Raw genomic sequence first — 14,341 nt, forward strand, 5'->3', positions numbered from 1 at the left:
GGTCATTCATTGCCATAATAAACGGGATAGATAATGAAGCGCATCGAATTATTAATTGAAGCAATTATTTTAGCCTCGCGCTGGTTGCTGGTTGTTTTTTATGTCGGGCTTGCCTTTGCCCTTGCAGTTTACGCGCTTTCTTTTGCAAAGGAGCTATTTTCATTCGTTCGCCACGTCTTTATCTTGAACGAAAAAGCAACCATTCTTGAAATGCTAAGCCTTATTGATGCCGCGCTTATTGCTAGCCTTGTGGTAATGGTCATTATCTCTGGTTATGAAAATTTTGTTAGCCGCTTTGATGAGGGCGAAAATGATGTCCATTGGCTTGGCACAATTGATGCTGGCTCATTAAAGGTTAAGGTTGCTTCGACCATCATTGCAATTTCTTCTATCCATTTGCTGCAAATATTTCTCAACCTGCCTTATGATTTTAATAAAAACCATGTTAAATGGTACACTATTTTGCATATTACCTTTATTGTTTCCGCGCTATTTCTTGCCTATATTGACAAGCTTACCGCTAAGAAAGATAAAAAGTAAAACTTATATTTGCAAAATAGCAAAAAGATTTTACTGGTTTAATGGTGATAACAATAATAAATCCCATTGCAATATTGATTGCAATGGAATTTAATTTTTAATGAAGACCAATCACTTAGCACAATATGATATGCAAAAAATCAGCCTTTTAACTGCAATTTTTATGCAATCGATGATTTAATCCAATCAGCAAGACGGCTTTTAGGAGCAGCACCAACCATATTTGATGTCACTTCGCCATCCTTGAACATTAGTAATGTAGGAATAGAACGAACACCAAATTGAGTTGCGAGTTCAGGGTTTTCATCAATATTAATCTTGGCAATACGGACTTTGCCTTCTAATTCTTGTGAAATCTCATCAAGAGCTGGAGCAATCATTTTACATGGTTGACACCATTCAGCCCAAAAATCCACAACAACTGGCTCATTTGACTTTAATACGTCGCTTTCGAAATTTGTTGTATCCACGGTTACAGTTGTCATGTTGATATCCTTATATAGGCCTTGATCTTTCGGAAAGGTTTAAATCAGTTCATCTTTATAAAAAAGAGCGAACGGATTAATTTTTATATTTTCATGCATTTTTGCACGGTTAAATGCATATTTAAATCCATGAATCTAACATCCTGCATCTAATATTGCGATAGCCAAGAACTAATAATGGCTGACCGCAAGTCTTGCGTCAAGACCAAGCTTGTCGCATTGCTGGCATAAACGACGTTCTAAGAAAAATTAGATTTTACAATTATTATAGTATAACATGGATTTGAAATTTCCCTTAGAATTATTTTCTACTTTTAATTCTAGTCTATATAAATAATTATATAATTTAGGCGTTTTGGCAAAACAAATATTCGTCAATGCATGATAGTCGCAAAACCATTCTATGAATTATCAATGTAATTGCGAAAATATTGCAAAATAATGCTGAATGATGGTAGTTTTTAAAAAAATTTATAATGTATTTAAAACTGTAAATGAACTTGATGACCATATTAAAAAATTATAATCTTTGCCATATTTTGCCGATAAATTGCCCTTAAGACATTTTAAAATATGAAAAGAAAGATTCTTTTGCTTTACGACTTGCGTTAACTGGTTTAGGCATCACGTCAAGTTTTGACGATTACTTATCTTTATCAGACTTTACGCTTTTAAAATTTTTATGCTCTATCATCATTTTAGGAAATTAACTCTGTGACATTAGCAATAACCTTTAAATATCAATTCCAAATCACAAAAAGGTGGCCTAATGCACATTTCTGAGGATGATCGTGTTATAAAGCTAACAACAAAAAAAGGCAAAAAATCCAAAACAAGTGGTGGAAAATCATCATCACCAAAGCGGCGTAAGTCAAAAAAACAACGCAGTTTTTTTGGCAGAATTTTTTATTGGAGCTTTGTCTTAGGACTATGGGGCGTTATTTTTCTTGGCGCTTATATAACCTATGTCTGGCTGAGCATGCCACAATTATCCACTTGGACAATTCCTGATCGCCCACCCAATGTGCGTATTGTTGCGCGTGGTGGCGAGTTGATTGCTAATCGTGGTACAACCGGTGGTGAAGCTGTCACGCTAAAAAATATGAGTCCGTGGATTGGCAAGGCGGTTGTTGCAATCGAAGATCGGCGTTTTAATTCCCATTATGGTGTTGATCCGGTGGGTATTGCCCGTGCAGTTTATACCAATGTTACCAATGGTCGTGGTAAGCAAGGTGGTTCAACCCTCACGCAGCAATTGGCGAAGAACCTGTTTTTGTCGTCCGAGCGCACGCTTGATCGTAAAGTTAGGGAAGCGCTTATTGCTTTGTGGCTAGAGCAAAAGCTGAGCAAAGATCAAATTCTCGAGCTTTATCTTAACCGTGTTTATCTTGGCTCTGGTGCTTTTGGCGTCGAAGCTGCTTCACGACGTTATTTTAATAAATCGGCTAAAGATGTAACCTTGTTGGAAGCTGCAACTCTTGCTGGTCTCTTAAAAGCACCGTCCAGTCTTTCGCCAGCGCGCAACCCCGAAGCTGCCTATGCACGCGCTAAACTTGTGCTTGCAGCTATGCGTCAAGAAGATATGATTAATGACACGCAATTGCAAATTGCTCTTGCGGAACCAATGGTCAAAGCTGCGTCTTATTGGTCGGGCGGTGAAAATTATGCGGCTGATTATGTGGTAAGCCAATTGCCATTTTTAATTGGTGAAGCTGACCGTGATATTATTGTTGAAACCACTATTGATTATGGTTTTGAAAAAGCCGCTGAAAAAGCAATTACTACACAATTATCAGCGTCTGGTAAAAAGAATAATGTTTCGCAAGCCGCGCTGGTATCGATTGATAAAAGCGGTGCAATCCGCGCATTAATTGGCGGTGCAAATTATGCTGACAGCCAATTTAATCGCGCCACCGATGCGCGCCGTCAGCCCGGCTCAACTTTCAAGCCTTTTGTTTATCTGGCAGCGCTTGAGCAAGGGCGCACGCCAAATTCGGTTCGCAATGATGCACCAGTAAAAATTGGTAAATGGACACCGCGCAATGCTGGCGGCAAATATATGGGGCAGGTCACACTGACAACGGCACTTTCCCACTCGTTAAATTCGGTTGCCGCGCAATTGATTATGGAGGTTGGCACCGATGCGGTTATTGAAACCGCGCATCGTCTTGGTGTCCATTCTGGCCTTAATGATAATGCATCAATTGCCCTTGGTACGTCAGAAGTTAGTCTTATTGAAATGACCGGTGCTTTTGTTCCATTAAGCAATGGTGGTTATAAACCGCAAATTCATATTGTTCGCCGCATTACCGATACTAAGGGCAAAGTGCTTTATGATATTGGAGAATTAAGTGGCAGCCGTATTATTGAACCGCAAATTGTTGGCATGATGAATGCCATGCTTGAACAAACCATTTTAACAGGAACTGCGAAACGCGCTAATATTGGCAGGCCTGCCGCCGGTAAAACCGGTACCAGCCAAAATTCGCGTGATGCATGGTTTATTGGCTACACGGCGGATTATGTCACTGGTGTTTGGTTTGGTAATGATGATGGCAAGCCGATGAAGGGGGTAAGCGGAGGTGGGCTTCCGGTCAATGTTTGGAAAGACTATATGGGGGTTGCCGAAAAAAATATGCCGATACGGGATCTCTTGGCAAGTTACCAAATTGAAAATGCTGTTCCTGGTGGCAATGATCTCTTACCTGATGATAATGATATCCCATCACCCTATAATGAAAATGGCTATCATTATGGTGATAGTGATGATAATTTTCCACCACCACCCGCCCCTATCAATCCGCAAGCGAACCAAAATGTCGAAATCAAGAATAAAAGCTTGATGGAAATATTGCGGGAGGAATAAGGAATATAATTTGTAAATGCGTGGTGGCTAAGGCTTCAAGGCTAATCTAGCAACCACGCTTTTTTAGTGTAAACAAGATTTTTAAGGTAATATCGGTTAAGGTAAGTCGGATTATGACAAGATAAAGGGATGTCTTAAAAAATATAAATCTAGAAAATAGTTAAAGACTGCCTATATAAATATGGATAATGATCCGCTCGCCTTTTACTTTATAAATCCGTAACAAGCATACTGCTTTTATAAATGAGTTATTTAAACTCCACGCTGTTTGGGTCTTTAGCCATTAAACGCATTGTTATATAGGGTAAAACAAGATTTGCGATTAATTAATTCAAAAAGAATTAGAATCGCAAGGATCAATTGTTCTTAAGTGTCACTTAAATTATTTTTTTCTAAAATTTACATAAAAATTCATCTAATAGATGAGCATAATCTTGTTGTGAGTCCCTTAAGATATAGTGATTGTCGTTACAATAAAGGCGAAAAAACAATTAATTAGCCATATTTTAAGACCTCAATCAAATAAAAGACTTGATCGGTCTTGATTAACTCATGCATGGCTTGAAAGTTGAACGCATTGCCGATAAAATGCGCCAACAGAAATAAAAGGGTATTTTGACCAATATGGTAAAAAGAACACAAAAATTGTCTGAAAATGATATTAAATTGATTAAGCGCTTGCTCACTGAAAATTTCCGCAAGCATTTCTATAATTATTTTTTGGCAATTGTTGCTATGCTGGTTATTGCAGCAGCCACTTCTTATAGTGCTTATATTATGGCCCCGATGGTAAATGGTCTGATTGTTGATAAAAATAAAGGCCATGTTTTCATGGTGGCAGTTTTTATAGCTTGCCTTTTTATTGTAAAAGGTTTTGCAACATTTTTTAATTCACTTTATCTGGCGAAAGCAGGTAATAGTGTTGTTGCTGAACAGCAAAAGAAGGTCTATGCACGCATTTTATCGCAAGGTGTTTCTTTTTTCCAAAAAAATCCACAAGCAGATTTGCTCATGATGGTTACCAATTTTTCACAAATGGCTCGTGGCGTCATTGATTTATTAGTAACAACTTATGTACGCGATTTGGTATCAGTTGTCGGCCTATTAGCCGTTATGCTTTATCAAAATTGGCTTTTGACAACAGTATCTCTTGTTGTCGGACCTTTAGCGTTTTTGGGAGTGCGCGTGCTAACCAAAAAAGTAAAAAAAATCATGGCTAAGGAAATGGCATCGTTAACCGCTATTATCCAAATCATGCAAGAAACTGCAGTTGGTATTCGCGTTTTAAAAGCTTTTGCGCTTGAACCAAAGATGCAAGCACGGATGGATAGTGCCATTAGTGACGTAGAATCGAGATCTAATTCTATTGCATTTTATAGTGCGGCAACAGCGCCAGTGATGGAAACCCTTGCCGGTATTGCCATTGCAGTAGTTATTGCATTTTCGAGTGTAATGGTGATTGACCATGGTGCAAAACCTGGTGAATTAATGTCGTTTATTACCGCGTTGCTTCTTGCTTATGAGCCAGCAAAACGCGTTGCTAATACCCGAGTCAAACTCGAGACTATGATGATTGGTGTGCGAATGCTTTATGCTGTTATGGATCATCCCTTAACTTTGACGGAAGCAAAAGACGCAAAGACTTTGACCGCATCAAAAGGTGAAGTGTGTTTTACAGATGTAAAATTTGCTTATCCTGATGGCGATGACGTTCTTCATGGCATTAATTTAGCAATTCCAGCTGGCAAAATGACAGCATTGGTTGGACCATCGGGCTCTGGTAAGTCCACAATGATTAATTTGATCATGCGTCTTTATGATCCAACGCAGGGGAGAATTACAGTTGATGGTCAAGATATCAAGGATGTAACCTTTACTTCATTGCGTGATGCAATGTCTTATGTCGGACAAGATACATTTCTTTTTAAAGGCAGTGTAAAACACAATATTAGTATGGGGCGCCCAGATGCGAGCGATGAAGAAATCATTGCGGCAGCCAAAGACGCTAATGCCCACGAATTCATTATAAAATTGCGTGATGGTTATGATACGGATATTGGCGAAAATGGCGGCAACCTTTCCGGTGGCCAACGTCAGCGTATTGCCATTGCACGCGCTATGCTGCGCAATGCACGCATTCTCATTCTTGATGAGGCAACTAGTGCTCTTGATTCTGAATCTGAAGCATCGGTGCAACAGGCTTTAGATCGCTTGACTGATGGCCGTACCACAATCGTTATTGCCCATCGTCTTTCGACCATTGCCAATGCTGATCAAATTGTGGTTATGCAACACGGCAATATCATTGAGCAGGGGACACAGGGCCAATTGCTCGCCAAGGAAAACGGTGTATATGCACGACTTCATGAATTGCAATATCGCAATGGTGGCATTGGTAGCAATGAAAGTTTGGAAGATCTTATTAACGAAAGCGATGACCTATCAAAAATAGAAGAATATAGGTTGACAACGGCAGATATTGACAAAGAAAGAGCCGAACAGGATGATCTTCAAGAGGCGCCAATTGGCACACGCGGTGGGCCGGCGATCCAACGTGGCTAAACGTTGACAGGAGGTAAAACTTAAATTTCCATTAAGGGGTGTTTTGTTCAAATACAAAATACCCTTTAATTTATCACCACAATAGGTGCGGGGATTGCGTTTGTCTTTACCGAAGCTTGGCAAATATCAGCTATAATACATGCTTTACAATCAGGTGTTCGAGCTTTACACACATAGCGGCCATGCAAAATTAACCAATGATGCGCATTTTTTAAATAGGCTTTTGGAATAATTTTTAATAATTTTTCCTCCACCTCATCAGGCGTTTTTCCCGGCGCAAGACCAAGGCGATTAGCAATACGGAAAATGTGGGTATCGACAGCTAAGGTCGGCTTGTCAAAAATAATATTTAACACTACATTGGCGGTTTTTCTGCCAACGCCAGCAAGGGTGGTCAAAGCATCAAGGCTATCTGGCACTTGACTATGAAAATTGGCAATCAAAGATTTAGATAGAGCTATTACATTTTTAGCCTTGCTACGCCAAAGCCCAATGGTACGAATATAATCGCCTAAACCTTCCTCACCAAGATCAACCATTTTTTCTGGTGTATCTGCAATCTTAAACAAATCCTTGGTTGCTTTATTTACACTAATATCTGTAGCTTGCGCTGATAGCGCAACCGCAACAAGTAAGGTGTATGCATTGGTATAACGCAATTCACTTTCGGGATTGGGGCGCTGTAGTGAAAAACGATGAAATATTTCTTCAACTTCTTTTTTGGTATATAAAGAGCCAGCAATACGGCGCGCTTTTTTAACTATGGTCATTATAGAATAATTTCAATCTCGGTGGAGTTATACAACTTTATTTAAACTTAAAATATAAAAAATCAACAATAACATATAATGATATTTATCATATCCAGAAAGGCGAAGACGTCGTCTGTAAGTTTATGGTGCTATGGTTTTCATTAAAGTTGAATAAATTTATATAGCTTGCACCACAAATTGCAGATTATTAAAAAGCCGCGCAAAGCATTAATAAAATCAAATGCGATATCATATTAATTGGGGGGAGCGACTTTGGTTATCAGAACTCTTTTAATTTAAATGCGGATAGAATTTGCGAATTTAAAAATATTCTAGAAAAGGCTTTTATCTCGCGATATATTCTGGCACTAATAGGTCTATGATAAAATAGGACTCAATAATAAATCAGAATACATATTTATTCTAACATGAACTAGACATGCTCTCAAATAATGGAATAGCGACAAATTTTTAAACAGGAGCACAAAATATGGAAGTGATTGATCAGAGTAAAACCATATTGCTCATTTCAAGTCATGTCATTCGCGGTACGGTTGGTACGCGCTCATCTGGTTTTGCATTAGAAACGCTTGGCCACCATGTTTGGTCATTTTTAACTGTAACAATGACTTGGCAGCCCAGACATGGGCCAGCTCATCGTTTGAATATTCCAATAGAAGATTTTGCTACATTTGCAAAAGATATTGCCAATAATCCCCATTCATCTGAAATTGATGCGGTGATGACAGGTTATTTCGCCTCAGCCAAGCAAGTAGAAATTGCAGCCCAATTAATAAAACAATTAAAACAAAAACGGCCAGATTTAACCTATTTATGTGACCCAGTCATGGCTGATGAGCAAGGACTTTATGTCCCTGAAGATATAGCTAAAGCAATTAAAGCGCATCTTATCCCACTCAGTGATATTTTAAAACCTAACCGTTCTGAGCTTGAATGGTTGGTTGGGCATAAACTTGATACCAATGATGATATTATTAAAGCCGCGCGCGAAACAGGTGTTGATATTGTCTTAGTAACATCTGCAGCCGCCATGTTAAAAAATGCAACAGCTAATTTGCTAATTCATAGCGATGAAATATGGCTTGCCGAGCACCGTTTGGTTAAAGATCCAGTGAATGGCTTAGGTGATCTCACATCGGCTCTTTTTTTAAGCCATTATCTTGCCGGCATGGGCGTTAAAAGTGCTTTACAATTTACAACCGCTTCTGTGTTTGATTGCCTTTGTGCAACTTTGCAAAAACATTCAAATGAATTAGTGCTTGAACAGACCTATCCATTATTCATGGGTCCCCACTCGCAAATTAACCTGCGCGCTTTATCAATGGTATAGATAAAATGGTGGAACCATCCGATGAGTGTCGGCGTTTACAAAATGTTTATGATTTGACACCATGAAATCGTCCAGAATTTGAAAAGATATAGAGGCAAAAATGAACGCGTTTCCAGAACATTTGCTAAATGGTTATAAAAATTTCGTACAAACGCGCTTTAGCAGTGAGCGAATCCGTTATAGAGAATTAGCTGTTGAAGGGCAAAAGCCCGAGGTTATGATGATTGCTTGTTGCGATTCACGAGCAGCACCGGAAATCATTTTTGATACAGATCCTGGTGAAGTATTTGTCATGCGTAATATCGCAAACCAAGTGCCACCTTTCCAACCTGATGGTGAATATCATGCAACATCAGCAGCGCTTGAATTTGCTGTGCAATCTTTAGAGGTGAAGCATATTGTCATTCTAGGGCATGGCCGCTGTGGTGGTATTCGTGCAGCACTTGACATGGATAGCAAGCCTTTGTCGTCAGATGATTTTATTGGCCGCTGGATGGGCTTGTTAAAGCCATCGGCAGAGGCAGTGAGCGGTGACAAGTCAATGACTGCGGCCGAGCGACAAACTGCGTTGGAACGCATTTCCCTACGTTATTCGCTTGCTAATCTTTCTACTTTTCCGTGGATTGCTAAGCGTCAAGAAGCGGGACTATTGCAACTTCATGCTGCATGGTTTGATATTCTGTATGGTGAATTATGGGTGCTTGATAAAGAAAGCGGACATTTTATAAAGATTGAAACGGACGAAGTGCTTTTAAGCGCTTAACACTGTTATAATACTGAGTTTATTGGTTTAAACTATGTTTCTGCATAGTAGAGGCAAAAATGTGCTTTTGCCTAAACATTTTATAATGCTAACTATGTAGCCGCTATATCTTGCTTTTTAAATCTATTTTTATTGAGAGTCGTTTCCGACGAGCTGTTTTGAATATCTGCTCATCGGAAACCTTTCCCCTGCCACAACATGATCTTCAATTTTTGTATGAACGCCCCCGAAATATACAAATCCTTAGCAATTAAGTTCAAAGAGCTCTTTTGCTATAAGTGATGATGATTATGTTTGCTAAAGCCTATAAGAAACTATTAAAGTACCATTGTCTATCACTGAAATTGGGTATTTTAAACTAAATCGTAGTTAAATAGAAAGAATTTTAGAGAAATAAAGCTAAATTTATAGTTTAACTGTAATTAATTATATACTTAATTACTAATATTATTAAAATATTTATTCAAATATTGGAGTTTAACCTGTTTAAACGAATTTTAGCCCTATTGCAAATTCTAAGTGGTTGGGCTTCGTATCGAAAATAACAAGATGGAACAAGGTTGTTTAGTTTTTATTTAAATTATAGTTTAATGGAAAATATGCGGCGAATATTTTCCTATATGTTGACCAGAATATAGTTTTGGTCAACATATAGGTTTTAAAGCAAAAGTGATTTTATCGCTCAATACACATGGCAATGCCCATGCCACCGCCAATGCATAAGGTGGCCAAGCCTTTTTTGGCATCACGGCGTTGCATTTCAAATAATAATGTATTTAAAATACGTGCACCTGATGCCCCAATGGGATGGCCAAGTGCTATTGCACCACCATTGACATTGGTTTTTGCATTATCAAAACCAAGGCCGTTGCAAACACTTAAGGCCTGAGATGCGAAGGCCTCATTCGCTTCGATGAGATCAAGATCATTAAGAGTCCAGCCGGCACGCTGTAAGGCTTTTTGCGTTGCAGGTATTGGTCCTGTACCCATAATTGCTGGATCAACACCAGCGGTTGCCCAAGATATAATGCGGGCGAGCGGGGTTATATTGCGGCGCTCTGCTTCTTCAGCGCTCATAAGCAATACCGCTGCTGCGCCATCATTAATCCCAGAGGCATTCCCTGCTGTTACCGTACCTTGTTTATCGAAGGCAGGACGTAATTTTTGCAACTGCTCAATTGTTGCACCATGACGAATATATTCATCATCGCTGACAATTGTATCTCCTTTGCGACCCTTAATTGTTACTGGTATAATTTCATCTTTGAAACGACCAGCATTTTGGGCAGCTTCTGCCTTATGCTGCGATTTTAAGGCAAACTCATCTTGTTGTTCGCGGCTAAAGTTAAACTGGCGGGCGATATTTTCTGCAGTAATTCCCATATGATAATTGTGAAAGGCATCGCGTAAGCCATCATAAATCATTGTATCGATAAAGGCTCCATCGCCCATTTTTATGCCTTGCCGTAAATGAGCAGCATGGGGTGCCTGAGACATGGATTCTTGTCCGCCCGCAATAATAATATCGGCCGCACCGGTTGCAATTTGTTGCATGCCAAGCGCCACGGCGCGAAGTCCCGATCCACAAAGCTGGTTTATTCCAAAGGCGGTACTTTCTTGGCGAAGTCCAGCTAAAAGAGCAGCTTGGCGCACTGGATTTTGACCGCCAAGAGCGGTTAATACCTGTCCAAAAATAACTTCATCAACCGCTTCGGGGGCAACATTTGCGCGCTCCAATACCGCTTCAATGACAGCCTTGCCAAGTTCATGGGCCGGTAGTGAAGATAAAGCACCATTAAACGATCCGACTGGTGTACGAGCGGCGGATGCAATCACAATAGAAGAGGCTGGAGAAGAGGCCGGAGAAGAGGCCGTAAACTTTGTCATAAAACACTCTTTTCTGCGTAAAGCTATAGGGAATTAGCATAGGTTCGAAACTTAGAGCACTTTTGTTTTCCCTTGGGGTAAAAAATGCTCTAACTAATATTATTTGATAAAAGTCGTAAAATTTGTTTGCAAAAATATTTTAAGATTAAAATGAGTAAACAATTTCATCTTAACGCTAATATTTAAAGTGCAACGTCAAATTCGGCTTCTGTTTTGGCTTTTATTTCATCAATAGACACGTCATCAGCAAGTTCAATTAAGGTCATTTTAGCGGCGCCGTGGCGGGCAACTTCAAAGACACCAAGGTCGGTAATTACCAAATCAACACAGCGTGCACCCGTCAAAGGTAGGTTGCACTGCTTTAATAATTTGGGCTGGCCTTTGGCTTCGTGTTCCATAACGACTACAACGCGTTTTACGCCTGCCACAAGATCCATTGCGCCGCCCATACCCTTGACCATTTTGCCAGGAATCATCCAATTGGCAATATCGCCGCTTTGTGAAACTTGCATTGCACCAAGGATCGAAAGGTTCATATGACCACCGCGGATCATGGCAAAGCTTTCAGCGCTTGAAAAATAGCTGGTGGTTGGTAGCTCGGTTACGGTTTGCTTTCCAGCATTAATAAGATCGGCATCCTCTTCTCCTTCAAACGGGAATGGCCCCATGCCAAGCATGCCATTTTCACTTTGAAGCTGCACATCCATACCAGCTGGAATGTAATTGGCAACAAGGGTTGGAATACCAATACCTAAATTAACGTAAAAGCCATCCTGCAATTCTTGCGCCGCACGTTGAGCCATTTGTTCTCTTGTCCAAGCCATATTTATGCTCCTTCCCGTGGGCGAGTGGTTCTTTGTTCAATATGCTTTACTGGATTTTTTTCATAAACAAGGCGCGATACATAAATACCGGGGGTATGAATGTGATCTGGGTCAATATCACCAGCTTCAACAAGATGCTCAACTTCAGCGATGGTGATTTTAGCAGCTGTTGCCATCACGGGATTAAAATTGCGTGCAGTCTTGCGGTAAACAAGATTACCTTCTTTATCACCAGTATGGGCATGAACAAGCGCAATATCAGCAAAAAGACCGGTTTCCATGACGTAAGTTTCGCCATTGAAATCCTTAAGCTCTTTACCTTCAGCAATTATAGTGCCAACGCCAGTTTTGGTGTAAAAGCCAGGAATGCCAGCGCCGCCAGCGCGGATACGCTCAGCAAGTGTCCCTTGCGGATTAAACTCAACTTCCAATTCATTGTTAAGATACTGTTCAGCAAAAAGTTTGTTTTCACCAACATAAGAGGAAATCATTTTGCTAATTTGTTTGGTCTCTAGCAGTCGACCAAGACCAATACCATCTACACCGGCATTATTAGAAATAACGGTTAGATTTTTTACTCCCGATAATTTAACTGCATCAATAAGAGTTTCAGGAATACCACATAGCCCGAAGCCACCACACATTAGCGTCTGGCCATCGGATAAAAGCCCTGCCAGTGCTTCAACAGCATTTGGATAAAGTTTTTGCAAATCAACCTCCTGGCTTTATTAGCCTAGATTTAAAAACACCCTTTATTATTATGACTATCTCAACACTTTTGGCAATCTACATTTCGTTAAAAAGATAAGATTTTGCTTAAGGTTAAAAGCTATCATAGTGAAGGTATTTAAAATAATGCAAAAAGGATTAAGTCGTATTCTAAACAGTTTATTCAATTAAACTTCAAAAAATTTTGCGATTCATCATAAAAATAAATCATAGTATAAATTTAAAATTTAAGTTTACTAAGAAATATGACTTTCAAAATCTAAAAGAAGATATTGCGGACATCACATACAAAAAGACCTATCTGATCGATCATGAAATCAGATAGGCCAAGTGGTTAGCTTTATTATAGCTAACGGGGATAAAAAAAATTCTTAACGCAAATGTTGTGGTGCAATTTTAGCAACATTGATGCGATTGTGATTAGCAGCTTTTGCTTCTGATTGTTCAGGAACAATAGTGATTGAGATGTTTAAGCCAGCAGAAGCAGTACGGCCACCTGTTGCGCCCGCACTACCAGTTGCACCACCCGCACTCATTGAACGAGCTTGGCTATTTGCTGCAGCCAATTGGCCTGAAAGCTTGTTGGTTTCAACCCAACCTTTTTGGTTGCCAGCAGTTACATAGCACCAAGCTGAATTACAAACACCAACATTAACTTGTGTCCCCTTAGCAATATTGCTTGTTACAGCTGCACTTGATGCAGGTGCATTATGCAATGATAAGGCAGGGGCTGAAATTGTGGTTGCTTGTGCTGAAAGCGCGCTACCGATTACAGCAATTGCTAGAGTTGAAGCAGCGATGATTGATTTTGCAAAACGGTTCATGATCTTTATCCTTAAATTTTTATGGAAGAACCGCTCAAACCTTAATTTTAAACAAAGCTTCTCTATTCGCGAAAACTCGTTTCGCGCTTAAATGCTTCAAATTTTGACAAGGTTAGATCGTTAACGGGAAAAGCTTTTGACTTCCTATTGTTAAATTCTTCCGGGTTGTTTGGTTAATTGTTTAAGCTGCCTTTTTAGTAAAGGTTGGCTTTTTTGCCATTTGTCAGCGTTCTTGCATCGATAACGGCTTAGCTGGCAAAAGGTTCCAAAAAAAGTTTACAAAAAGTAAATAATTTTTTATTTTTGTGAAAACATGTTTAGGGAATATGTAAAGATCAAATAAATTCAGTGTCTTATATAAAAAAAGCCCAATGATCGTTTGACAATCAATGGGCTTTTTTAAGAATTATTTTGTCAAAAAATCAAAATGGCAATTTAAAGCCAGGAGGAATTGGCAGACCTGCTGTCATTTCTTGAGTTTTTTGCGCCATTGCAGCCTCAATTTTGCCTTTAGCTTCATTGTGGGCAGCCATGATAAGATCTTCCAAAATTTCGGTATCTTCAGGTTTATTAAGCGAGGGATCGATTTTAATAGCCTTAATCAGCCCTTGACCAGATAATGTGACACTGACCATGCCACCGCCAGATGTGGCAGTTACTTCCATATTGGCCATTTCGTCTTGCATTTCTTGCATTTTGGCCTGCATTTCTTTGGCCTTTTTCATCATGCCCATCATGTCGCGCATTAATAACTCCTT

12 protein-coding genes are annotated in these 14,341 nt (G+C 39.6%); 5 read left to right on the plus strand and 7 right to left on the minus strand.

The genetic code is table 11. From position 1 onward, the window contains the following. The first annotated feature begins 33 nt into the window (after positions 1 to 33). A complete protein-coding gene (locus N5852_RS01345) occupies positions 34 to 540 on the plus strand; it encodes a TIGR00645 family protein (protein WP_262098585.1) in 507 nt (168 codons plus the stop codon). Between the two features lie 161 nt (positions 541 to 701). On the opposite strand, the gene trxA is transcribed toward N5852_RS01345, so the two are convergent. Next, positions 702 to 1,025 carry a thioredoxin gene (gene trxA, locus N5852_RS01350; protein WP_262098586.1) on the minus strand — a complete coding sequence of 108 codons (324 nt, stop codon included), beginning with the start codon at positions 1,023 to 1,025 and terminating at the stop codon, positions 702 to 704. Between the two features lie 769 nt (positions 1,026 to 1,794). On the opposite strand from trxA, the gene N5852_RS01355 reads away from it, so the two are divergent. Both N5852_RS01355 and N5852_RS01360 read left to right on the plus strand, forming a co-directional pair. Continuing rightward, entirely contained in the window at positions 1,795 to 3,891 is a 2,097-nt protein-coding gene (locus tag N5852_RS01355; RefSeq protein WP_262098587.1) for a transglycosylase domain-containing protein, read from the plus strand. A 624-nt stretch (positions 3,892 to 4,515) separates the two neighbouring features. Next, positions 4,516 to 6,453 carry an ABC transporter ATP-binding protein gene (locus tag N5852_RS01360; RefSeq protein ID WP_262098588.1) on the plus strand — a complete coding sequence of 646 codons (1,938 nt, stop codon included), beginning with the start codon at positions 4,516 to 4,518 and terminating at the stop codon, positions 6,451 to 6,453. 65 nt (positions 6,454 to 6,518) lie between these two features. On the opposite strand, the gene nth is transcribed toward N5852_RS01360, so the two are convergent. Continuing rightward, positions 6,519 to 7,223: an endonuclease III gene (gene nth, locus N5852_RS01365; protein WP_262098589.1), complete on the minus strand. Its 705-nt coding sequence runs from the start codon at positions 7,221 to 7,223 to the stop codon at positions 6,519 to 6,521. Between the two features lie 472 nt (positions 7,224 to 7,695). On the opposite strand from nth, the gene pdxY reads away from it, so the two are divergent. Further along, positions 7,696 to 8,556: a pyridoxal kinase gene (gene pdxY, locus N5852_RS01370; protein ID WP_262098590.1), complete on the plus strand. Its 861-nt coding sequence runs from the start codon at positions 7,696 to 7,698 to the stop codon at positions 8,554 to 8,556. A 100-nt stretch (positions 8,557 to 8,656) separates the two neighbouring features. Continuing rightward, positions 8,657 to 9,319, plus strand: coding sequence for a carbonic anhydrase (locus N5852_RS01375; protein WP_262098591.1), 663 nt, complete (start codon positions 8,657 to 8,659; stop codon positions 9,317 to 9,319). A 675-nt stretch (positions 9,320 to 9,994) separates the two neighbouring features. Here the strand turns inward: N5852_RS01375 and N5852_RS01380 are convergent. The 5 genes from N5852_RS01380 to N5852_RS01400 form a co-directional block, all read right to left on the minus strand. Further along, positions 9,995 to 11,206, minus strand: coding sequence for an acetyl-CoA C-acetyltransferase (locus tag N5852_RS01380; protein WP_262098592.1), 1,212 nt, complete (start codon positions 11,204 to 11,206; stop codon positions 9,995 to 9,997). A gap of 182 nt (positions 11,207 to 11,388) precedes the next feature. Next, the gene (locus N5852_RS01385) at positions 11,389 to 12,030 is read right to left on the minus strand and encodes a 3-oxoacid CoA-transferase subunit B (RefSeq protein WP_262098593.1); all 642 of its coding nucleotides are present in this window, start codon (positions 12,028 to 12,030) and stop codon (positions 11,389 to 11,391) included. 2 nt (positions 12,031 to 12,032) lie between these two features. Next, positions 12,033 to 12,740 (minus strand): CoA transferase subunit A, encoded by a 708-nt coding sequence (locus N5852_RS01390; RefSeq protein ID WP_262098595.1) that lies wholly within the window; start codon positions 12,738 to 12,740, stop codon positions 12,033 to 12,035. 390 nt (positions 12,741 to 13,130) lie between these two features. After that, complete coding sequence (locus N5852_RS01395; protein ID WP_262098596.1) at positions 13,131 to 13,583, minus strand: SH3 domain-containing protein; 453 nt, start codon at positions 13,581 to 13,583, stop codon at positions 13,131 to 13,133. A 422-nt stretch (positions 13,584 to 14,005) separates the two neighbouring features. Then, entirely contained in the window at positions 14,006 to 14,329 is a 324-nt protein-coding gene (locus N5852_RS01400; RefSeq protein WP_262098597.1) for a YbaB/EbfC family nucleoid-associated protein, read from the minus strand. Between the last annotated feature and the right edge of the window lie 12 nt (positions 14,330 to 14,341).

Source organism: Bartonella sp. HY328, from assembly GCF_025449335.1.
Taxonomy (GTDB): domain Bacteria; phylum Pseudomonadota; class Alphaproteobacteria; order Rhizobiales; family Rhizobiaceae; genus HY038.